Annotated in this window: 23 protein-coding genes; 4 read left to right on the top strand and 19 right to left on the bottom strand. The window is 33.9% G+C overall.

Annotation, left to right across the window (positions count from 1 at the left end):
* Positions 1-113: 113 nt before the first annotated feature.
* From A3SG_RS0101770 to A3SG_RS0101755, 4 genes are all read right to left on the bottom strand, one after another.
* Positions 114-1,283, bottom strand: a complete 1,170-nt coding sequence (locus A3SG_RS0101770; RefSeq protein ID WP_016988290.1) for an acyl-CoA dehydrogenase family protein — start codon at positions 1,281-1,283, stop codon at positions 114-116.
* 166 nt (positions 1,284-1,449) lie between these two features.
* Positions 1,450-2,307: a ComEA family DNA-binding protein gene (locus A3SG_RS0101765; protein WP_016988289.1), complete on the bottom strand. Its 858-nt coding sequence runs from the start codon at positions 2,305-2,307 to the stop codon at positions 1,450-1,452.
* Positions 2,308-2,343: 36 nt separating this feature from the next.
* On the bottom strand, positions 2,344-2,508 hold the full coding sequence (locus tag A3SG_RS21795; protein ID WP_016988288.1) for a hypothetical protein: 165 nt from the start codon (positions 2,506-2,508) through the stop codon (positions 2,344-2,346).
* Between the two features lie 20 nt (positions 2,509-2,528).
* Complete coding sequence (locus A3SG_RS0101755; protein WP_016988287.1) at positions 2,529-4,199, bottom strand: sodium-dependent transporter; 1,671 nt, start codon at positions 4,197-4,199, stop codon at positions 2,529-2,531.
* Between the two features lie 228 nt (positions 4,200-4,427).
* On the opposite strand from A3SG_RS0101755, the gene A3SG_RS0101750 reads away from it, so the two are divergent.
* Positions 4,428-5,906: an amino acid permease gene (locus tag A3SG_RS0101750; protein ID WP_016988286.1), complete on the top strand. Its 1,479-nt coding sequence runs from the start codon at positions 4,428-4,430 to the stop codon at positions 5,904-5,906.
* Between the two features lie 186 nt (positions 5,907-6,092).
* On the opposite strand, the gene A3SG_RS0101745 is transcribed toward A3SG_RS0101750, so the two are convergent.
* The 9 genes from A3SG_RS0101745 to A3SG_RS0101705 all read right to left on the bottom strand — a co-directional run bounded on the left by A3SG_RS0101745 (position 6,093) and on the right by A3SG_RS0101705 (position 16,165).
* On the bottom strand, positions 6,093-6,332 hold the full coding sequence (locus tag A3SG_RS0101745) for a hypothetical protein (RefSeq protein ID WP_016988285.1): 240 nt from the start codon (positions 6,330-6,332) through the stop codon (positions 6,093-6,095).
* A gap of 70 nt (positions 6,333-6,402) precedes the next feature.
* A complete protein-coding gene (locus A3SG_RS0101740; protein WP_016988284.1) occupies positions 6,403-7,674 on the bottom strand; it encodes a DUF2851 family protein in 1,272 nt (423 codons plus the stop codon).
* Positions 7,675-7,778: 104 nt separating this feature from the next.
* Positions 7,779-7,952 carry a hypothetical protein gene (locus A3SG_RS21490; protein WP_016988283.1) on the bottom strand — a complete coding sequence of 58 codons (174 nt, stop codon included), beginning with the start codon at positions 7,950-7,952 and terminating at the stop codon, positions 7,779-7,781.
* A gap of 227 nt (positions 7,953-8,179) precedes the next feature.
* Entirely contained in the window at positions 8,180-8,872 is a 693-nt protein-coding gene (locus tag A3SG_RS0101730; protein ID WP_016988282.1) for a M48 family metallopeptidase, read from the bottom strand.
* Positions 8,865-12,050: a type I restriction endonuclease subunit R gene (locus tag A3SG_RS0101725; RefSeq protein WP_016988281.1), complete on the bottom strand. Its 3,186-nt coding sequence runs from the start codon at positions 12,048-12,050 to the stop codon at positions 8,865-8,867. The genes A3SG_RS0101730 and A3SG_RS0101725 overlap by 8 nt, the downstream gene beginning before the upstream one ends.
* Position 12,051: 1 nt before the next feature.
* Positions 12,052-12,612 (bottom strand): hypothetical protein, encoded by a 561-nt coding sequence (locus tag A3SG_RS0101720; RefSeq protein ID WP_016988280.1) that lies wholly within the window; start codon positions 12,610-12,612, stop codon positions 12,052-12,054.
* A 1-nt stretch (position 12,613) separates the two neighbouring features.
* The gene (locus tag A3SG_RS0101715; protein ID WP_016988279.1) at positions 12,614-13,366 is read right to left on the bottom strand and encodes a PD-(D/E)XK nuclease family protein; all 753 of its coding nucleotides are present in this window, start codon (positions 13,364-13,366) and stop codon (positions 12,614-12,616) included.
* Positions 13,367-13,370: 4 nt separating this feature from the next.
* On the bottom strand, positions 13,371-14,606 hold the full coding sequence (locus A3SG_RS20625; protein ID WP_016988278.1) for a restriction endonuclease subunit S: 1,236 nt from the start codon (positions 14,604-14,606) through the stop codon (positions 13,371-13,373).
* A complete protein-coding gene (locus tag A3SG_RS0101705) occupies positions 14,603-16,165 on the bottom strand; it encodes a type I restriction-modification system subunit M (protein WP_016988277.1) in 1,563 nt (520 codons plus the stop codon). The genes A3SG_RS20625 and A3SG_RS0101705 overlap by 4 nt, the downstream gene beginning before the upstream one ends.
* 1,171 nt (positions 16,166-17,336) lie before the next feature.
* Between A3SG_RS0101705 and A3SG_RS0101700 the strand changes: the two genes are divergently transcribed.
* From A3SG_RS0101700 to A3SG_RS0101690, 3 genes are read left to right on the top strand one after another with little or no spacing between them, the layout of a single operon-like run.
* Complete coding sequence (locus tag A3SG_RS0101700; RefSeq protein ID WP_016988276.1) at positions 17,337-18,671, top strand: hypothetical protein; 1,335 nt, start codon at positions 17,337-17,339, stop codon at positions 18,669-18,671.
* A gap of 53 nt (positions 18,672-18,724) precedes the next feature.
* Positions 18,725-18,868, top strand: a complete 144-nt coding sequence (locus A3SG_RS21485) for a hypothetical protein (RefSeq protein ID WP_016988275.1) — start codon at positions 18,725-18,727, stop codon at positions 18,866-18,868.
* An 8-nt stretch (positions 18,869-18,876) separates the two neighbouring features.
* Positions 18,877-19,065, top strand: coding sequence for a hypothetical protein (locus tag A3SG_RS0101690; RefSeq protein WP_016988274.1), 189 nt, complete (start codon positions 18,877-18,879; stop codon positions 19,063-19,065).
* A gap of 271 nt (positions 19,066-19,336) precedes the next feature.
* Here A3SG_RS0101690 and A3SG_RS20620 read toward each other — a convergent pair whose 3' ends face one another.
* The 6 genes from A3SG_RS20620 to A3SG_RS0101660 form a co-directional block, all read right to left on the bottom strand.
* Positions 19,337-19,987 carry a hypothetical protein gene (locus A3SG_RS20620; RefSeq protein ID WP_029596553.1) on the bottom strand — a complete coding sequence of 217 codons (651 nt, stop codon included), beginning with the start codon at positions 19,985-19,987 and terminating at the stop codon, positions 19,337-19,339.
* Between the two features lie 74 nt (positions 19,988-20,061).
* On the bottom strand, positions 20,062-20,655 hold the full coding sequence (locus tag A3SG_RS20615; RefSeq protein WP_050979814.1) for a hypothetical protein: 594 nt from the start codon (positions 20,653-20,655) through the stop codon (positions 20,062-20,064).
* A gap of 49 nt (positions 20,656-20,704) precedes the next feature.
* The gene (locus A3SG_RS18815; protein WP_050979813.1) at positions 20,705-21,325 is read right to left on the bottom strand and encodes a hypothetical protein; all 621 of its coding nucleotides are present in this window, start codon (positions 21,323-21,325) and stop codon (positions 20,705-20,707) included.
* A gap of 242 nt (positions 21,326-21,567) precedes the next feature.
* On the bottom strand, positions 21,568-21,744 hold the full coding sequence (locus A3SG_RS0101670; RefSeq protein ID WP_157485261.1) for a hypothetical protein: 177 nt from the start codon (positions 21,742-21,744) through the stop codon (positions 21,568-21,570).
* 290 nt (positions 21,745-22,034) lie between these two features.
* Positions 22,035-22,457, bottom strand: coding sequence for a hypothetical protein (locus A3SG_RS0101665; RefSeq protein ID WP_029596552.1), 423 nt, complete (start codon positions 22,455-22,457; stop codon positions 22,035-22,037).
* On the bottom strand, positions 22,454-22,822 hold the full coding sequence (locus A3SG_RS0101660; protein ID WP_029596551.1) for a hypothetical protein: 369 nt from the start codon (positions 22,820-22,822) through the stop codon (positions 22,454-22,456). Before A3SG_RS0101660 ends, A3SG_RS0101665 begins: the two co-directional genes overlap by 4 nt.
* Positions 22,823-22,905 lie beyond the last annotated feature (83 nt).

Below are 22,905 nucleotides of genomic sequence, written 5' to 3'. Positions count from 1 at the left end.
AATAAGCTATTACTAATTTTAGCTTATCAAGGCTCTATTTTGTACTACATTTTTTAAGAGAAACCAAATGAACTATATAATTTAAATACGCTCTTTTTATTTTGAGTGCAGCACTATTTTACAGCTGGTTTATAATCTTTATTATCGATTATCATTTTCGATAAAATCTCTCTAAGAATTTCTGATGTTCCACCCCCTATTGGCCCCAAACGACTGTCTCTTAACAAACGTGCTAAAGGATACTCTTCCATATATCCGTAACCTCCTAGCATTTGCAAACAACTATAGATCGCTTCATCAGCCACTTTTGTTGATTTTAACTTAGCCATGGTTGCTTCTTTAACTACATACTCACCCTTATCTAATCTGGCTACAGCTGCATAATTAAACACTTTACAATGCTCTACCTCTGTTGCATGTTCTACTAGTGTATGTCTCAATGCCTGGAACTTATCTATTGTTTTCCCAAAGGCCTCTCGTTGCGACATGTACTCTATGGTATATTCAATTGCATATTCTGCCCTTGCGTGCCCATTAATAGCCATAATCAACCTTTCCAAAGCAAAGTGCTGCATGATATAAGGAAAACCTTTCTCTTCCTCTCCCATTAAATTTTCTGCTGGAATTTCCACATTGTCAAATGCAATTTCTGCTGTGTCTGAAGCTCTCCATCCCAATTTATCTAGTTTCGTTGCAGAAACTCCGGCGGTGTTAGTATCTACTAAAAAGATACTTATCCCTTTATTACCTATATCTGGTTTTGTTTTGGCGGCAACAATATAATAGTCCGCATAAACACCATTCGTTATAAATGTTTTCGAACCGTTAATAACATATTTATCTCCTTTTCTTACAGCTGTTGTGCGCATTCCTGCAACATCACTACCTCCATAAGGCTCGGTTATGCAGAGCGCCCCTACTTTGTCACCTGCAATACTTGGCACTAAATAATCTTGCTTGATTCTTTCGTCCCCTTCTGCATTTAAATGTGTCATGGCTAAATAAGAATGTGCCCACATAGCGGCTGCAAAACCGGATGATTTAATCTTTTGAAGTTCTTCTAGAAAAATCACGGTGTAAAATAAATCTAAATTTAAACCACCATAAACCTCTGGGTAACTAATACCAAAAAAGCCCATTTCTCCAAATTTTTTCCATATAAAGCGCTCAATTGTGCCTGTTTTCTCCCATTTTTCAATATGCGGCACAACTTCTTTTTGTAAAAAATCCTTTAAACTCTCTCTAAATAATTGATGTTCTTCTGTGAAATAACTTGAATTCATATGACTAATATTATTTTAACTAATTAACGTAATTGAAACACTAAACGGTAGCGTTATTCTTAAGCTCTAAGGTTATTTTAAACCTAAGAATTAAGACAAGAAATGTACGACAAAACAAGTATTTTGCAGTAAATTTAAACAGATTTCACCCTCTAATTGTAAACTTCTAATTAAAGTCCAAATATAAGGCTATTATATTTGCTTTTTCAACAGGAAACCCCTTAATTTTTGTTAAATCCTCAATATTCTTAATATCACCATTCATACTCCTGTAGATAACAATTTCTTTTGCCAGTGCATATCTAAAATAAGAAAACTGAGAAATCTCTTTTAAAGAGGCATTATTGATATTAATCTTTTTTAAAGCCGGTAAATCATAGACTTTAAAATGGGAATTAAGAGCCGCTATGACCTCAGGAGACAGACCCCAAACATCATTCATCTGCTCCATAGACACAAATCCTCCAAGATTTTCTTTTAGCTTTAAAATGCGTAATGAAATCACTTCTCCAATTCCATATATTTTAATAAGCTCTTCTTGTGTTGCCTCATTAATGTCTATTAAAACCGTTTTTCCGCTTTTAACAAAAATCTTATTTTCATATTTAACATACCCACCATTTTTTGTCTTATTTTTTAACCAATCCGGAAATTTAAAATAAGGCGCTATCGCGTTTAATAAAGAATCCGAAACTTGTGTGACCGCTTGAAATTCTTTTGAAGAATTTACGTACTTATTCGCTTTTCGAAAATCTAATAATCGATCGATTTCCCGAGCAGACATTCCTAGTTTGTAGCCTTTATAATCAGTAATAAAATTGGGATTAAATGGATATACTTTTACAATGTATTTCGGATTTGATGCCTTTAAGCTATCTATTTTAGATTGCATCGCTAGCCATTTCTGTTTATCGGGAGAAATTGTTTGCGTCAAATTGAAGTCTACAAAGAAATAGACAAGCTGCAAAGCGACTATAAAGAATAATAAAACAAAAATCCCTTTTCGCTGATCACTAGTGAACATAAAAAGGGATTTTAAATTATTCATGGATATATAAATTTATTTATTTTCAGCATCTTGCCTAACTTCTTCCCCGTCATTTTCGCTGAAGGAGTCTGGTTCCTGTCTTGGTGGAATAGTCAATACTCTATAGAAAAAATAGACTGCAAAACAAGTTACGATTCCTTGCGTCAATACCATTGTTATTAATGCTCCTGTATTCATTTGAATAGTGTTTTAAATTTTTAGACTGTAGCTCTACCCTCTCTGCGTCTTTTTAGAAAAGCAAAGTAAACTAACGAACTGATAAACATAAATAAACCAACTAACATCAGTCTAGCAAAGTTTAAATACAAAATTTTATCTTGTAATTGTTCAATTATAGCTGGATCGGTAGCCAATGCAATTTGATCTCTAATTCCAGCATGTGTAAGCATTTTAATTATCGAACCATTATCTAATGGCCATCCGTTTCCACTAAAAAAGCTAGAAACATTTCCAGACCAATTATTCCCTAAAGGTTTGAATAAAGAACCTAAGAAAATGATTATCAACAACACTGGCGTTACAAATTTAATGATAAATTTATATATATTAGGCACTTTGATATCAGCACCACTTGTGATTTCACGCCATCCTTTATCCATCCCAAAAATCCAGGAGAACAATATCGTTTCAAACATCGCAAAAACAACTAAACTTACCGTTCCTGCCCAATAATCATATTCATCAAATACTCCTTCCTTGAAAAAAATAACTGTTGGTAAACCTAAAACTAAAATCATTGCTCCAAAAGACCAGGCCCCTTTATTTTTAGACCAACCAAATTCATCTCTCATGAATCCCATCCAAGGTGTTCCCATAGCTAATGACGATGTAATACCAGCAAAAAACAATAACCCAAACCAGCAAACACCCGCAACAACAGCTAAAGTAGAACCCCATTGTTCAAACAAAAACGGCATTGTTTGAAAAGCCATTCCAAAACCTGCATTTTCAATCACCCAGTCCAAACCTAGATATCCTGCAGCGATGGGGATAACGATTAAACTTCCTAAGACTACTTCCACAAACTCATTCATAAACCCAGTGGAAACTGCATTTAGCGCTATATCATCTTTTTCATCAATATAAGCTGCATAACAATGTATTGTTCCCATACCCACCGACAAAGTAAAGAAAATTTGACCAGCAGCTGCCATCCAAACCTTCAAATCTAATATTGAGTCATATTGCGGTGTCCAAAGGAAATTTAAACCATCCCAAGCATTAGCATCAGGAAAAATTTCTGAAGCTCCAGAAGTACCCAGAGTCAATCCTCTTACGGCCAATAAAACTCCAAAAAGAATTAATAAAGGCATCCCTACTTTTGCAACTTTTTCAATTCCTTTAATTCCTTTTGATAAAATGAATGTATTCAATATTAAACAGATCACATAGAAAATAACCGCTTCATAGGGCAATCCAGTAGTAGAATGCGATATATCAGTATAGGAATCAAAGAATCCTGCAACATTAGCTTGACTCATCCCGTTAAATGTTCCGATTAAAGTATGATACACATAAGACATTGTCCACGACTCAATATAACAATAATAAGAAGCAATAGCAATATTAGTAAAAATACCAAAAACACCAATGTATTTAAGTAACCGCCCCTTCACCATTGAATCGAGAATGTATGGAGTACTGTGATTTCCAAATTTTCCTCCATATCTTCCGGAGGACCATTCGATAAACAATAATGGAATACCCATAACGAGAAAACAAATTAAATAAGGAATAATAAAAGCTCCACCTCCGTTTTCTATAGCCTGTACTGGAAATCTAAGAAAGTTACCTAAGCCGACGGCATTCCCTGCCATAGCTAGTATAAGTCCAACTCGCGAACCCCATGAATCAACTTTTACTGACATATTTATGTTTTTTGTTACGCTTCAAAGATAACAAAACAATCGAAAAATCAGTACTTAATCAATGACTAAGCAAAAAAGCATTGCAATTTAATTATCGAAGTTTTAATAAGAAAACAAAACCAACGATTAGCTCTGAAATCACTTCCGCACTAAATTAAATAATATTATTTATTTAATCTAAAATAAATAATATATTTGCGCACAATTAACAATAAATTTATTAAATATATGTCAATCTGGAAAACAAAACCACTATCGGTTTTATTAAGTGAAGCGTCAGAAGATGAAAAAGGGCTAAAAAGAACTTTATCCGCAAGATCTCTGGTTGCTTTAGGCGTTGGTGCCATTATTGGAGCTGGTTTGTTCTCTTTAACCGGTATTGCTGCAGCAGAAAATGCAGGTCCAGCAGTTACATTATCATTTATATTAGCAGCCGTTGGATGTGCATTTGCAGGATTATGTTATGCTGAATTTGCATCAATGATTCCTGTTGCAGGAAGTGCTTACACCTATTCTTATGCCACAATGGGCGAATTTGTTGCTTGGATAATCGGCTGGGATTTAGTTTTAGAGTATGCTTTAGGAGCTGCAACAGTAGCGGTAAGTTGGTCTCAATATGTAGATAAATTTCTTGCAAACTACGGAATACACATTCCACAATCTATATTGCATGGCCCGTGGGATACAAAACCGGGAATTATAAATTTACCTTCCATTTTTATCATTTGTTTACTTTCACTACTATTAATAAGAGGCACAAAAGAATCTGCTTCCTTAAATAATGTTTTAGTTATTTTAAAAGTAACTGTGGTAATTGTATTTATTGGTTTAGGCTGGGGCTTTATTAACGACGCAAATCATACTCCATTCATACCTGTTAATGAAGGGGAAGTACTTTTAAGTTCTGGAAAGATGACTTTTCTTAATTTCTTCAGCAGCGACTACTTTGGTCATTATGGCTGGAGCGGTATTTTACGAGGTGCCGGAGTTGTATTTTTTGCTTTTATTGGTTTTGATGCCGTTTCTACTGCTGCGCAAGAAGCAAAAAATCCACAAAAAGGAATGCCAATTGGTATTTTAGGTTCATTAGTAATATGTACTATTTTATATGTGCTTTTTGCTTATGTTTTAACTGGCTTAGAAAATTATCTGAATTTTAAAGGTGATGCAAGTCCTGTAACAACCGCATTTGCAAAAACAGGTTACACATTTTTAAATTCTGCACTTACAATTGCTATTATTGCCGGATACACTTCTGTAATGTTAGTAATGTTGATGGGACAAAGCAGGGTTTTTTATAGTATGAGCGTAGATGGTTTATTACCAAAGTTTTTCAGTACGTTACATGCTACAAATAGAACACCTTACAAAACGAATCTTCTATTTATGGTATTCGTTAGTATATTTGCGGGCTTTGTTCCAGTGTCAGACCTTGGCCACATGGTTAGTATAGGTACATTATTTGCATTTTCTCTTGTTTGCATTGGTGTAATTGTCATGCGAAAATCTAATCCAAATGCAGAAAGAGGTTTCAGAGTGCCTTTTGTTCCTGTTTTCCCTATTGTGGGTGTTATTATCTGTCTAATTTTGATGGCTGGCTTACCTATTGAAAGTTGGACGAGATTAGCGATTTGGATGGCAATCGGTGTAGCGCTGTATTTTGCTTACGGTAAGCAACACAGTAAATTAAACAATCCCGATAAATAGATTTATTTTAAACATAAAAAAAAGGGATGATAAAGTGATTAAAATACTTTGTCATCCCTTTTTTATTTTTAGCCATTTAGCGCTACTTGAGACAGTATATGCTTTTCAAATAATTTAAAAAAACCAAATTTTTTTCAAACTATATCTGCAGTGCACCTAAACTTTATTGGCTTAAAATAATCGGTATTATAAGTCAAATACCGAAGTTCTTTTAGCACGAATCAAATCTTTTAATTTGATCCAGAAAGCCAACGTTAAATACACGCCAAACCATAATCCCGCCGTTACAAACGATATATATATAAAGAACAGCCTTACGCTTGTTACACGCATCCCTAAACTATCTGCCAGCCGAGATGACACATGGAAACCATACTTTTCAAAAAAGTATTTCAACTTTATTATTTTAGGTACACTTTGTGCCATAGTATTATTTAATTAATCTATCGTACAAAAATACAAAATTATTATTTGCTAAAATTAAAGAGAAAAAAAATTAGGTAGCCTTCATTAATTCCATACCTATAGCACACTCTAAACATCTGCTTTTAGAACAGTACTCATTTTTCAGCTGCAACATCGCTTGCGTTTCAAAAGCACTCATTGGCTTTATGCCAAAAGACCTAAATTTATTCATAATGGCGTTCTTCTCAGGCGCGACTTCATTTAGTAAGTGGATTAACTGCTCTACAATCTCTTCTCCCCTGCTTTTAGCGTAAGCAAATTGAATGGGAATCAAAGTGTTTATTATAATCAAATCTATAAATGACTTCGACAGCATTTTCTTCTTTTTTGAGCTTACCTTATCAAATTGATAATGTTCCTGCCAATAAGAAGATTCAGAAACCTGGAAAAGCGCGTAGATCGCTTTAACCGAATTAAGCTCGCTTATTTGTGAAAATAAACTTTGGTTGCTGTGATACAAGTTTGCCAATTGCGACAGTCGAATAGTCGGGAAGTTATCAGGGCGATGCTTAAAGAATTGAACTGGATTACAACTGATTTTCTCTATTTGGTATTTGTGCAACAAATAGTAATACCTGAATTTTAAATCTTTAAAATAATTATCCTCCTTTTCAACGTCTAATAATCCCGCACTACCGAACAGTAACGCTTCCAAATTTTCGACCTCATGACTTTCTTTTCTAATGATTAAAAACGGAATAGAAGTCGCTATTTTTAGAAAGCTTTCGCCGTTCGTATTCAATCCGAAATTTTTGGCCAACATACAAAACAAAACTGCCTCCCAGTCATTATTAGTTTGTTCCAGCAGCTCATAAATAGCTTTAGACTTTCTTTCTAGTCGTTCAAAAAACAAGCGCTCTTGCCAGTTTTTTAAAATAAAAGGAGAGACATCAGTTAACTCCTTTTCGCAGAAAATCCAAGCCTTTGGGGCCATTAATGACTGATAATTGTTTATTGTGTCTTTTTCAACATATTTCTTGAGTTCTAAAACAGGAATTTCAGTATTATTTTTTCTGTAAATTTCAGTATCGTGTTCCCAAACTACATGTAAGATTACGTTTTCATATGCTGCATCCCTTTCGTGATGATGTACATACCAGTCCGAAGATTTTAGATGAATCTCCACGTTTCCCGCCCACACTTGATCACCGATCACAATTTGAGCATTGAAAAAATCAGGACCTGCCAGCTCTAGATACTGACCTACATTAGTGATAGTGATTTCCTCATTATTTGAAGTTCTCAAATTAAGGGTATCGAACTTCTTGAACTTCCAGAGGTAATGTAGAAAGTCTTCTTTCATCTTGTAAATGTACTGTACATCAGGTGTTTAGTTTTTTAAAAACTTTCCAAAATTTCACTATGTCTAATAAGCATCGAATTTAATACAAAGATATAAAAAAGGGATTATAAATATCCCTTCTTCATTACTGTTAATAAGTCATCAACCTTATATCTTTTTCGCTTTGTTCCTAGTATCACATAAGGCTTAGTTATTTTCATTTTGTCGTATTTTGTCATAGTTGTTGCGCTTTTAACATTCAACATTCGCATCGCCTCTCTTGTGGTGATATATTCCATATTGTTACATTTTAACCTCAGCATTATTGCTAAGTAAATGTTATATGCGAAATCGCCGCTGTTGTTTACAAATTAGGTAACTATTTCTATTTTATCAATTTCTTTCATGATTCTATCTTCTTGACTCATATCATAATATAACACAATCGGAAGTGGAAGAAGCTAAAGGACTTATTGAAAAATGCCTTAACATATTACAGGGCAATAAACATATATAGATTGTACCATCACATCTTCATCCCATACATCTTCTCATCTAACTCTTTCCAGTTGGGGATATGTTTGGATAATTCTGCCCAAAATTCCTTGGAATGACTTTTTATCTTGGTATGAACCAATTCGTGAACTATGAGGTAATCAATTAAGCTAAAGGGCAACTTAATAGCATCTATGTTGATAATGATGGTGTTGCTTGGTGTACAACTTCCCCATCGTTTATCAAGCTTCCTGAATTTAATATCAGTGAATGACAATCCAGTGGTCTTAGACCATTTCTTGATACGTGGTTTAATTTTCTCAATGGCTTTCTCTTTCTGATAAGCATTAAAAGCCTCTTTTAGGGACAGCTGAGTATTCAGGGATCTGGGTAAATAAAGCACAAATTTAGACTCGGTGAAATCGATTGTTATCTCCTTTAATTCTTCATTAATGATGAGTTCTACATAATACTTTCTACCCAAATATTGAATGCGACTCCCAGTAACAATATCTTCTTCATTGATAAATTTAACCAATTCTAGTTTATCCAATATCCACTTGGCTTTTTTTAGAATGAGCTTGTTGGCATGTTCTAACGGTATAGCTTTGCCCTTTAGAATAACACCTTCCCTTTTCTGAACGGTGATATAATGTGATTTCAGTCCCTCTTTTTCAAGGAACGTATATTCAATGGTATTATCACCGTATTGAACGCTAGACATCTTGATTCTTTATTATAACATCTAACAATTCTTTGGCTTTAACTTTTGCTTCCTCACGGTCTAATTTAGCTGATGTTAAATACCTCATTATCTTGTTTTGGATGTCTTTCTGCACCTGACCTTTAGCTTGCCAACCTATGATATTTAACTCGCCCTCAATAAGATCAAACAATGTCTTTGTAGCATCTTCTGCATTATCATCAAACAGAAGCTTCATTGAGTTATAAACAGCTCTCTGACGCTCTGTTTTAAATCCCTTGTCTTCCCCTTCTTTTTGTTCCGCTATGATATCATCTTGGATATCAGCATATGCTTTCAACAAGTCGAGTTGTGTGATGCGTTCTTCTTTCTTGAGTTTTAGTAATTCATCTAAACGTTGTGCCAATGGCTTGTAAAAGTCAGGATTCTTGTCTAACCCCACTTTGATGGTATGCTTTAAATTATTACGCAACTTTAACTCTTTCGTAGCTGGTGATGCGTTCATGATTTCTTCTTTGAACTTATCCTTATCTATAATAGAAATTGGTTCGGCTAATAAACTTTCAATGCCTTCAGACTTCAAATGCTCATCAATCATTTCTTGAAGCATATTGCTTTCATCCTTGGTAATCTTTAACTCATCATCATCTGGAAACGCATTTCTAGCTCTCAGTCTAATCTCATTGAATAACTTGAAATCAGCTTGATACTTCATCGCTTTTGTGTTTGGTAACACAATATTTATTGACTTATTAAAATCCTTTAAGAAAACCTTAAAATCATCTCTTTTATTGATCGGTTCAATGAAACGAACTGCTGCATCTATATACTCATCTCGTTGATAATTCCGATCAATTTTCATTGATTTAAAAGAGTCTACCAATTTAGTGTGATTCATCTCTAACTTTGGGAATTCTTCATTTATGTTCTTTAGTATATCATCAGGCCTAATGTCACCTGAAAAGATTTCTAACGCCTGAATCAAGTAAGCAGTAATGCCATTGTAATCCACAATGAAACCAGCACTTTTACCTTTTCTAGAACGGTTTACCCTTGCAATTGCTTGAAGTAGATTATGTTCCTTAAGTGGCTTATCCAGATACAAGCACGAAGCGATGGGTGCATCCCATCCTGTCAATAACATGTCTGACACAATAATGAATGCTGTGTTATCAAACTTCTTTTTACCTGATTTTTCAGTTTCATTCTCGTTACCAAATGGTAATTTAAAATTATCTGTCACCGTTTTTATATCCTCAGGCGGTACAACAAAAACAGGTTTTTTGTCAGTTGGGTTATTTTTATTCCATTCTAAGGTTTCAAAGTATTCCTTGGCAATTTTATCCGATTTCGGTGACCCAATACTCATCACTACCTTGGACTCAAACGCATGATAACCATCCGCCTTCAACTGCTCGAAAGCTTGCTGATACCTTAAAGCATGTGGACGACCACTACACACTATCATGGCCTTATGTCCATCTGGGTAAATCTTGTTTCTATAATTGTCTATTATATGTTTGGATATATCATTGATACGCTCTTTCGATAGTTGGTATTTACGCAGTGCTTCTCGCTTTAACTTGTCTTTTTTCTCTTCTGATGCATCACCAAATTTTTCTTCGAACTCCTTATCTAATTCTTCCTTTTTTATACTCAGTAAAGCAATACCTTCATCATAAAGTAATTCTACTGTAGCACCATCAGCAACGGCTTCAGTAATGGTATATACATCTATGTAATCACCACCATAAAACTCGCCCAGTGTTGATTTGTCTTCTTTGGATATTGGTGTACCTGTAAAGGCAATAAACTTAGCATTAGGCAAAACGGTACGCATGAATGAAGCTAAAAACCCGTAATGGCTGCGGTGAGCTTCATCTACTAAGATGTACAGATTCTCTTTCTTTGAGAGTTCCTGTAATTCTATTTCCTCTCGTTCAATCTCCACCCATTTCCCTTTTTGTAGTTCTTTGGTTATCTTGATAAGTGTTTTGTCATTGATGTGTTTTTCAATTAACAAATTAGCTCGTTCTTCCAGTTCTGTTTGGTCTGAAGATGTAGTTGCTTCTTTATCGGTTTCTTGAAACTTTTGCAGCGTAGTAGTGATAATACCACCATAATCATTTCGTAGTAGCTTATCTAGATGTACTACTGATGATGCTTGGTTTACATTCTTAAAACCTACATTCTGGAATGTAGTTGTAATCTGTCTGTCTAGATCTTTACGGTCAGTCATTATCATCACCGTAGGGTTGTCAAATCCAAATTCAGGGGCTTGTAGTTTACGGGCAACATAAGCCATGGTTAGTGATTTCCCTGAACCTTGTGTATGCCAGACAACTCCACCTTCACCAGCTTGTAAGCGTTCGATTGTTTTGTTGGTAGCTCTTATCTGTTGATATCTTGGTAGTTTCTTTATGGTTCTGCCTTCTTCTAATTCAAAAAGTACAAAGTGACGTATGATATCTAATACTTTGTCCTTAGTAAATAAGGCACGAATCAGTTTGTCTTGTTCTGTTTCTTTTGTTACTGATCCCTTTAAATCCTCTTTTTTACTAGTTTTAAAAACAGAGTAAAATTGTTGCGGTGAACTTATAGCACCGTATTTACCACCAATTCCCCAGACAGCTGCACATATCTGATTGAAGTGAAATAGCTTCTCATTCAAGTCTTGGTACTCTTTTAGATCATTGTAACCAGAATCCCAAGCGTTAGGTGCTATTGGTGATTTACATTCGATAACAGATATAGGTAAACCATTAATAAATATCACCAAATCTGGTCTCGATTTTCTACCCACTCTGTTATGAAAACTCATCTGGCTCACCACCAAAAAATCATTGTTATCAGGATGTAGATAATCTATATAATGTACTGGTCTATATTCTTCGACACCATTGATGACTTGTTTTACAGTATAGGTACCACCTCTAATAAGTTCCCATATCTTCTGATTGATTTCCATCAGGGAAGCACCATTTACAGAAGTAAGTTCTGAATAGGCTTTATTTAGGTTGTTTTCGTTTATCCAAGGGTTTAGTTTCTGGATAGCCTTAACTAACCTGTCCTTAAGGATTACCTCAGTAATATCCTCCCGTTCATCATACTTACTAGCATCATAGTACTGATATCCTAGTTGCCGGAACAACTCAATTGCTGGTAATTCACTGTAGATGTATTCAGGATTTTGACTCATGTTATTTAAGACAATTATTAATAATATATTGAAGATGCGTCTTATTTTCTACTGCAAAATCAAAAAGGTCTTGGGCTTTTGATTTACTGTACACTTCAGCGTTTTCAGGTAATATCATTAGTAATGATTCGAAATTACTGAAATTTTCATCTAAGTTTTTAAATGAAATCCACCAAGTTTGCTTAGTGTAATATGTGATTTCATTTTGAAATTCATTTCTAAAACTATCAATTTTTTGAGTGTTGAATTTTTGGTTTTCATACCATAACCCCATACATTGGTTAGTGGATAAATGTTCGTATAAAAAACGTGCTTCAGTCTTGTTATCTAGGTATAAAAAACATTTAGAATTACTATGAAAGACATCTGAATCTAATTTTACTTTAAATGTTTCATCACTATCGGTTATTAGTTTATTTAACTCTTCTTCAACGTTTTTCCAAAACTTTATTACAAGTTGTTTTTTGACTTTATTAAAATGATTTGTAATTTCAAAGGCTGATTTGAATTTCTCCTCTGATGATGTTAACATTTTTAAAACTCTATTTTCGTACTCACTCATGTTAAAATGTCTTTATAATATCTAGGTATTGTTGGGCAATAAATCTCACTTTGTTTGATTGTAGTTCTTCAATGTACTTTTTCATTATGTTTTTTACATCATGACGATAACTCATGTAAACCAATACATCATGATTTTTTAATCTTTCTCTATCTAATGGTAACATCGAAAAATCACTTGCTTCACAACCTCTTCTAGTCAAGTAAATAAGAAGAATGTTAGCATCTGTAAAACCACTTTTCTTACAATGGTTATAGTATCGTGATAGCTGTTCTGTCTGGTCAAGAGCATTGATTTTGTTCTCGATGACAATTACAAATTTCTCCTTTACACCAATGCTCTCTATGAAAATATCCAATCGTCCGTCTTCGGTACATTTTTCTTCTTTTAGTCTAATGTTTTTTGGTTCCAAATTTTTATAAAGATGCTTTTTACTATCTGGGGCTATAGCATTTATAAAAAGATTAAAAAACACTAATCCCTGTGCATGTGATGCTTTAGGATTAAGCAAGTTGATTAAATAAGGCGTATGTGTCTTGGTTTCTCCATGGCGAATGTTTAAAATATTAAAAATATTATACTTTTCGGCTTCAATGTGATTCCAAGTGTGATACTCTTTTTTCATTACACCAAAATCATCTAATAGCGATTCATACTTAGGAATATCTTCATCAATACGCTCTTGCTCAAAAACAATCTTTAACGCATCATATTCGCCAATTAGTAGTTCAATGCTAGATATATCATTTTCCATAACCTTACACTTTTACTCTAATCTTACCTGTTAACAATTGTTGCATCAAACCTTGTTTCAGCACTTGGTAATGGACTTTCTTTTCAAGTAGTACTTCTAATTTTTCATCAACCGAACTTAAAATATCTGCTATTTTTTGTTGTTCCTTTAGTGACGGTAATTTTATTAGTAACTTCTCCATACCGCCTTTAGTTACATGAAGCATCGTCGAGCCATGCGATTCGTTTTTCATCCTAGCAGTAACGTCATCTAGTAAATAATAATGGAAACCACTATCTAATCTATTTAAATCATGTTCTATTTTCCAAATATGATAGTGGTAGATTGCTTTGTCTCCAAACCATTTAACGGGTCCAAAAGTAGCAGACCACATGTATAGTAGATCTCCATTGTGACAATATTGATGGTCGGGCAATTTTAAGTTAGAATAATAATAAGTTTTACCCGTACCTGTTAAGTTTTGCAATCGTATTACAGGAATGCCTTCCTTTTCCCATTCAGTTAATTTGTAAGCTCTTCCATTGAAAAACGTGGCTACCTCTGATTGTTTCACCACCTCCCAACTCTTAGGAATCTTCCCTAAAGGTGAATCTTTAAACTCAGTGTGCCCAATGCCTTTGGTAAGCAAGCGTTGCATTAAGCCTTTTTTGAGTTCTTGGGTTTGGGTAATTTGTTGGTCTATAATATCAATTTTAGCATCTACTGTGCTTAATATCTCGGCTATCTTTTGTTGTTCTTGTAGGGGCGGAACTGCTAATAGTAATGTATTAAGTGCGTTTTGATTAATGTTAGTATTAGCACTAACAGTACTTTTTGCTAATAGTCTGTCTCTAAATCCTTTTTCATAAAAACAGTGTCTTTTATAACCCAAATCCAAAACACCATTATCCCTAAACCTAATAATGAATCCACTATAAACAGTATCCCTCATATCACATGAAATTGTAGCAGTCAAACCAACACCACTAGGTTTAACAGATGACCTAATAAATAAAACATCGCCTTTTATTAAAGAGTATGATTCTCTTTCATTAATAGTCGAATTTACAAGCCCTAGGTTTGTATTATATATAGTAGATACCCCAAATACATCATTTAAGTTTACCATTGGAAACCCATGACCAAAATCTTCTTTTCCTTTGTTTATCCCATTTTTAAATTCCCCGATTTCATCAAGTTGAAGGACTTTCCATTCATTAGGCAATGCACCTATTGGCGTTGATTTGTATTCTAAACTCATACTCCCAATTCTTTTAAAAACTTAGTCAACTTAGCATCTATATTTGCTTCCCGTTGCTCTAGTTCATCTAGTTTTATATGAACTGCTTTAATATCTACTTCAACTTCCGCTTCGCTAGTGTCAATAAATCGAGATATGTTAAGATTAAAATCGTTCTCAGCGAGTTCAGCCACATCCACCACACGCATGTACTTGTCCACATCGGTGGCATTATCATAAGCATTTACTATTTTAGCTACATGCTCTGCTAATAATTCGTTTTGATTCTTACCTTCTTTGTAATCGCTACTAGCATCGATAATGGTTACTTTCCCTTTCTGAGCTTCGGTTTTGTTCTTGTTTATAATCCAAATAGAGGCTGGTATCCCAGTGTTATAAAACAACGCAGAGGGTAAACCAACGATACCTTCAACTAAATCAGCTTCTAATAACCCTTTACGAATTAGTCCTTCAGCACCACTTCTAAATAACGTACCGTGTGGTAATACTACACCTGCTTTACCGTCCTGTTTTAAGACAGCTACCATGTGTTGTAGAAATGCCAAATCAGCATACCCTCTTGGTGGCACACCGTATTGAAATCGACCATAAGGGTCACTAACTACTTTTTTATAATCAGGTGTTACTTTTTTCTCTTTACCCGCTTTATCTAGTTTCACTTCAATTGAGTTTTCCGCTGGGGTCCACCATCCATCCATCGAGAACGGGGGATTAGCTATTACTCTATCAAAGAGCATTAGGTCGTTTTGATCGTTACGGTGCTTTGGGTCAACCAATGTATCCCCTTTACGAATATCAGCATCAGAGTAATTATGAAGAAGCATGTTCAATTTTCCAATTGCCCATGTACCCAAGTTCTTTTCTTGTCCATAAAGTGATACATTGACGTTGTTACCTACCTTACCATCAGGCAAATTAGCAATGTAACGTGCTGATTCAATTAGCATACCACAACTTCCCGCTGTAGGATCATATATTTTTTGTTTCGGCTCAGGCTTAATCAATTGTACAATTAGTTGCACCACACCTCTTGGTGTATAAAATTCTCCACCTTTCTTGCCTGCATCATCAGCAAACATCTTGATTAAGTACTCATAAGCATCACCTAATAAATCATTTGATGCTAGATGTTCATTACGTAGTGAATGTTGGTTAAAATGTCTTAACAAGCGTTGTAACAACTCATCAGATAGCTTCTCTTTATCGCCAAATTTAGTAGCGGTCATGACACCTTCAAGAGTAGTGTTTTCACGCTCAATAGCCGCAAATGCTTTGTCTAGTGCTATACCTATGTTTTCGGTTTCCTTTTTGATGGTTTCCCAACGAGATTCTACAGGTAGTTGAAAGTACGTTTCCTCTTCGGCTTCTTGACGAGATATACCATCACGCTTCATTATAGCTTCTACCTCTTCTTCAAAGACATCATTAGAACGCTTAAGGAATAGTAAGCCAAATATGTAATTCTTAAAATCAGATGAATCGATACTTCCCCTAAGGATGTTAGCGGAATCCCATAGCCAGCTTTCGAGTGTTTCAAGTGTTAATTTCTTATCAGACATTGTATGTGTTAGTATGTTTTATATGAGTTTAAACTCAAATTCCAGTTAAATTATAATATGGCGGGTTAAAAATAGTACAAATATTGTCATATGTCGAGGTCTATCATACACTATATACAGTACTAATGTCTATAAGTCTCAAGCTTAGACATGTATAAAATCTATTTATATTTTCTATACGATTACCCGTCCCGCTATTTATAGGTGCAATATCACAATAATATAATGGATAAGCAATACCCTGTTTTGGTGATATTACAAAACAAATCTATGCCCGAAGACTGCCATGTTTTAAGTTAGGTATCGGTGCTACTTTAAAGCCATCGTTTTTGGTAAATGTTATCAAGTAGCTACTTATCGTACATATAATAGTACAATTCAATGAATTTCCCTCGAATTTCATCAAAATATAAATCAAAAGTGCCTTCCATACTATCATACGTTAGTCATAAATCACTTTTCATATAGTGTATTGATTAATATTTATCATTCGATAATATAAACTTTTTTCTTCTCATCGAATATAATATATAGTGATAAGTGCCTCGTGTAGGTGCAAACACCGCTTTGTTAACGGCAAGACAATAATGAAAAGATTAACTATCCCATACTCAAATATTTGATAAAATTAAATAATATTCAAAATGCACTACCCACTCCGCTTGGGGCTGCGTGTGTCGAATATCGGTGATTTCGGTGACATCCACAATCCAGTATTCTATTCAATTATCCTTATATCATATTCAATTATCTAGATATAGTTATATCTAATTACATTCCATTAATATGGTAACCAAACACAGATAAACCCCTATAAACACTGGTGTTAAAAGTGTTATTTACATTTCAACTAATCACTTCCATATGCAGCAAAGTGCCCGACCCAAACGGGCAACGTTCTAAGATAAGTCATACTGCTAACTGTAATAAATATAGATAATAGAAAACGAGTCTGAAACTATAATATATAAAGTGTAGAAATTTCAATTGACTGTAAACTTTATAGCTAATCAATCATATAACTCTAACAGAGGTCCAGGGAAGTAATTAGCCCTGGTAGTGTACCTCTCTAAAAAAACACAAATAGCATTAGATATTAAGACTTATATAATTCTAAAACAAATAAAAAAAAAAAACACTAAAAGCAATGTACAATTACAATCATCTGTTAATGACAAGCCTAAATCAAAAGATTGAACAAATTCCATTCCTTGGTTCTGCAAAAAACATAGCCACCTTAAAGAGTTACTCAAAAATCTTATGTTATGAGGTTTTTAACATCTACACAAGCACATTTAATAGTGCGGTAGATTTCACCAAAGAGATACCACTACGAAAATCATTCATAATAAAAATAATACCAACACCGAAAATACGGTCATCAATCATGAAAGAACTAAACAACAATGGTATTTTAATTACTGATGGTAAATATATATTCAACAACAATGATACTAATAAAAAGATAGGTGGTGATGGCCTAGAAATCACACCAAAACCGAGACCTAAGCATTATAAATTCCACCCGGACTTAATATACAATTCACCAATCTCATTTACATATTTCGAACATTTCGATAGTACTGACAAAAAAATATTATATCAAAAAATGAAACCAAATTTTGATATGATAACAATCTCACATGGTGTATATAATTTCATTCCAAAGATGGTAGAAGAAAAATTGTCAAACATTTTAATTGGCGATGAAATCACTGATCCTACCGTGACTATTCTAATTGATGGTAAAGAGATACCTGCATCAAGAGATTATTGGTTAAATGAAGCCGTTCGACACAATAAAGCTCTGATTAAATTCAATGACAATTTTTATATAGATAGTGTCAAATCATTCATAGACAGAAAAAGAACGGATTTGATAATATTACACACATATAATGTGAGAAAAATTCAAAATAAAGAATGGTACTGCTCTAGAAACAAGACAAATAAGCGACTCGATCACAATTTAACCTGTATAGCGAGCGAATTGTTCGAATATGTGTCATTAAAAGGGGTAAAAACAGTTGAAATTGACTTGGTTAATAGCCAGTTTGCCTTCCTAAGTAACATCAGTAACTTCCCAATGGATGATAATTTTATCAAAGCAGCACAAGAAGGATATTTATATGAATTAATAATGGAAGAATTAGGACTAGAAGGTGACGAAGGAAGATTGGCGGCAAAGAAATACATGATGCTAGCCAACTTTGGTAGAGAAAGAAATCACCCAAAGGTGTTAAACAAGATTTTCCCGATATTAATGCAATCAATTACTGAATTTAAGCAAAAAAATGGGTACGCCGCCTTTTCAATTATGCTACAAAATGCGGAAAGTTCCCTTATGATAACTACTGTACTTGCTATGATCTGTGCAAAAAGAATTCCATGCCTTTCGATTCATGATTCGATAAGAGTAAGACCAGTAGACTATGATAGAACATTGGAATTAATGCAAAGAATATTTGATGAAAGGGATTTCAAATGTAAAATCAAAAATAAATAACCCCACAAACCTCTACAATTAGAGGTTTTTTTGGTAAAAATAGGAAAGGAAATATGTCATCAAAAGCTAAATCAGAAGAGATAAACTATTACAAAGGGATTCCCGGTGTAATAAAGGATGGGGAATTATTCAATACAATGATTGAAATTAATGGGATGAATAGAGGTATTCCAATTTTAATATATACTATAAAATAATATTAAAAATGGATAATGTTAAAATAAGAAATCAGATTGATGCAGCTGTCTTAGATGGGATATTGCAGATTAGTAGTTTCTTTCGTCACAATGGTGATGATATGGTATATATCAATTCAGATTATGGTGAGACAATCTTATTCAACTATAGTAAAGGACTGATAATTAGCATTACGGCTTTAAACAAGCTCGTTTAAGACGCGATAACAGTATTTGTATACTAACACAATTATAATTAAATAGAGACTATATAAGCCTCTATTATTATTTAGTAATATTATACTTACTTAATGTGACGCTCGCTATCGCTCGCCTTAGATTGGCTTAGAATTACTCAAAGATATTACAATTACTCAAATCAGATTACAATAACTCAAAGATATTACAATTATTCAAATCAAATAAAATTAATCAAATCTAAGGTCACGAGCGATAGCGAGTGTTCATTTATGATAATATGAAATCAGATTACAATAACCCATCTTTTATCTCTTCTATAAGTTCTACCGCATTATCGTGATTATATCCTTGATACCACACTTCGAATTGGTGATGATACTTTATAAATACATTCATATCCAGATCAGATAGTTCATCAACGATAGCATGGAAGTTAATTGGTAGGTGGTTATAACCATAATCAATATCACCATCAACACTATAAGTTGGCATGTGCTCTAATGAAGTTAACAGATTAAATTCACATCTTATACTACCACCTATAGTGGCTGGGGAATATTCCAATGAAGTCAACTTATTATACTCTATGTTATAATCACCATGTATTTCACTTGGACAATGTTTCAATGAAGTTAATCGATTTTTCCCACAATTAAAACTACCACCAATTATTTTAGGGCAATGCTCTAATGATGTTAATAGATTGATTCGACACCCGAAAGACTCGCCAACTATCCTTGGTGCATTTTTCAAGGAAGTCAATTGATTATATGAACAAATAAAATTACCACTCACTCGATTGAAGTTAAGTGGTATCATAATGATATTCATCTTGCTTAGGATAACATCACCATCTACATCAATCGAGCCATCTTGGTTAATGGAATAATTGGTGATATCATATTGACTACATAGTTGCCGTATCCTTTGACTGTTCATACTAATTAAGATTAAACACTCGCTATCGCTCGTGCATTAGAGTACTTAAAGATACTCAGAATTATTCCCAGTAATTACAATAACCCATCTTTAATCTCTTCTATAAGTTCTACCGCATTATCATGATTATATCCTTGGTACCATACTTCGAATTGGTGATGATACTTTAATAATATACGTTTTTCTTCTTTAGATAATTGGTCGAATAACACATCGAATTCTTTAGATAATTGGTTACCCCAACATTCAAGTTTACCACCAATTGAGCTAGGGCAAAACTCTAATGATGTTAATTCATTATAATAACATTCAAAATTACCACCCACTGAACTAGGACAATATTCTAATGAAGTCAAAACATTATTATAACATTTAAAGGACCCACCAACCTTAGTGGGTGCGCCCTTTAAAGTTGTTAACCGATTGCGATGGCAAATAAAATCCCCACCCACTTCACTAGGACAACCATCTAGGGACACCAATCCCCGATTATGATTGCATATAAAATTACCACTGACTCGATTGAAGTTGAGCGGTATTCGCTTTAGTATCATATCTGCTAAATATACATCACCATCAACATCGATAGAGCCGTCTTGGTTAATTGTATAATTAGTGATATCGTATTGTCTACATAACTTCTTAATTTCCTTTTCGGTGATTTTCATATGATAATTAATAAGATTCAGGGTGGCGCGAACGCAGTGAGCGGTGTAATTACTTTAAGATATAATCAATAGTTGCCATTCTTATTTCTTCTGGCGTATGGTCAGAATATATCTTACCCCCTATATTACATTGTAATTCAACTAAATCACGTATCGATATATCATTATTACGGCAATCAAAATCCCCATCCACTTTACTCGGACAAAACTCTAATGAAGTCAAAACATTTGCGGAACATTTAAAATCCCCACTCACTACACCAGGACAATGCTCTAATGAAGTTATTTCATTATAATAACAATTAAAATCCCCACCCACTTCAATTGGACAAAACTCTAATGAAGCCAAAATATTACAATCGCAATAAAAATGTCCACCCACTTTACTCGGTCCACCCTCTAAGGAAGTTAATTCATTATCAGAACAATAAAAATTCCCACCCACTACACTAGGACAATCCTCTAATGTACTTATGTAATTATCGTCAAAATCAAAATCCCCACTAACTTTACCAAATTTAAGCGGTAATTGTCGTAATCGCTTACCTGATAAATCAACATCACCATCTACATCAATTGACCCATCCGGATTGATGTAGTAATTCATTATATCATATTCTTGGCAGATTTCTACAATTTCCTTTTCTGCAATTTTCGTATTATTATCCATATTACTATATATTAAAAAGCATAGAGTACTACATGATACTGTATCATGTATAATAATTCTCGCTAAACGTTCCCTAAGTAGGAAAAATATAAGTACATATCGATGTTAGTAAGCACTAACAGATAATAAAGATGCAAATACAATTTAATCAATTCAGATATCCTAGTATTATTTGAAATATTGTATTGTGCACTCGCTATCGCTCGTGCCTTAGATGCCTTAAATTATTAGAATCATTAGAATTATTTAAGTAATCGCATTGTTGTTTGATGATAATATTGACAACCTCTTGAAGTCTTGTACCCATGTTCATTTAACATTGCAGTGATTTCAACACCATTCATCCCATTAGCTTTGAGTGCATTGGCGAATGCCCAAGCCTTATTAATGTTATCATCATTCTTTATACGATTTTGCATAGCCTTTGCACCAGCTTCATAATACTGTAATAGAAGATTTAGTGTTAGTAAGTAATGTAGATACCAAGAAATCAAAGTTGCCGAAATCATCTAAATGTGAATGGAATTATGACAAGGATTACATAGTGTCTAATAATGATGAGGACAATAATGATCATCAATCATCGGATGGCTTTCATGGTATTGTTTTTTTTCGTACGATGACATATAGAGTAGCTTGTGACGCTCAATTTATTATAAGATGTAATTCTAACTTATCACCTGTTAAATACAAATTAAAGACAACTATTTTAAAGTAACCCATCATTAATCTCATCAATAAATATATCAAAATTTTCTTGATTTAGCGATTGATTTTCGTTCCATACCTCGAAGTATTGTTGATACTTCAAGATAATTCTAATTTTAGCGTGGTTGTCGATTATTTGTTGGGGCAGCCGCACATTCCTATTTGCTGGATAATCGTTTATAAGATAAACGTCTTCTTTTACAATAAGATCAGTGTCGCCGCTATACAATGACAATATATTGTCAGAGATATAAAGATCTTTCTTCACTAATTTAGGACAACCTACAAGGTTCATTAGGGGGTTATTGCCTATGTGCATGTCGCCGTTAACGGTGACTGGTGCGCCTTTTAATGTTAACAACTGGTTACTGTGACAGTAAAAATCCCCCTCTACTAAGGCAGGACCACCCACTAAGTCGATCAATCGATTAGAGTAACAAAAAATTCTTTTTTTATTTGATCGGGGGAACCAGCAATTGATACTAGTAAATTATCCTCGCATCTGTACCCTCCCCCGACTACTAGTGGCGCATACTCTAAAGAAGTCAGCTGATTTATATTGCAAGAAAAATCACCGCCAACTTCATTGGGACATCCAAAAAGTGAAGTTAAAAAATTATCACTGACTATAAATTCACCATATATGTGATTGAATAGTAGAGGTATCTTGTTCAAATTGCATGAGCCTAAATTTACATCGCCAAAAACATCGACGGTCCCATCCTTGTTGATTAAGTAGTTGGTAATATTGTATTCTTGACATACTGAGATAATTTCCGCTCTAGTCATACGTAGCTCTTTCTAACTGTTAATTTAATACTAATCAATGTTTTATTCCTTTTTATGATAAACATACTCAGCACCTGCGATAC

Origin of the sequence: Flavobacterium sp. ACAM 123, assembly GCF_000264055.1 — a bacterium.
Taxonomy (GTDB): domain Bacteria; phylum Bacteroidota; class Bacteroidia; order Flavobacteriales; family Flavobacteriaceae; genus Flavobacterium.
The sequence above is the reverse complement of the archived record's forward strand: the minus strand, read 5'-3'. Positions and strand labels throughout refer to the sequence as shown.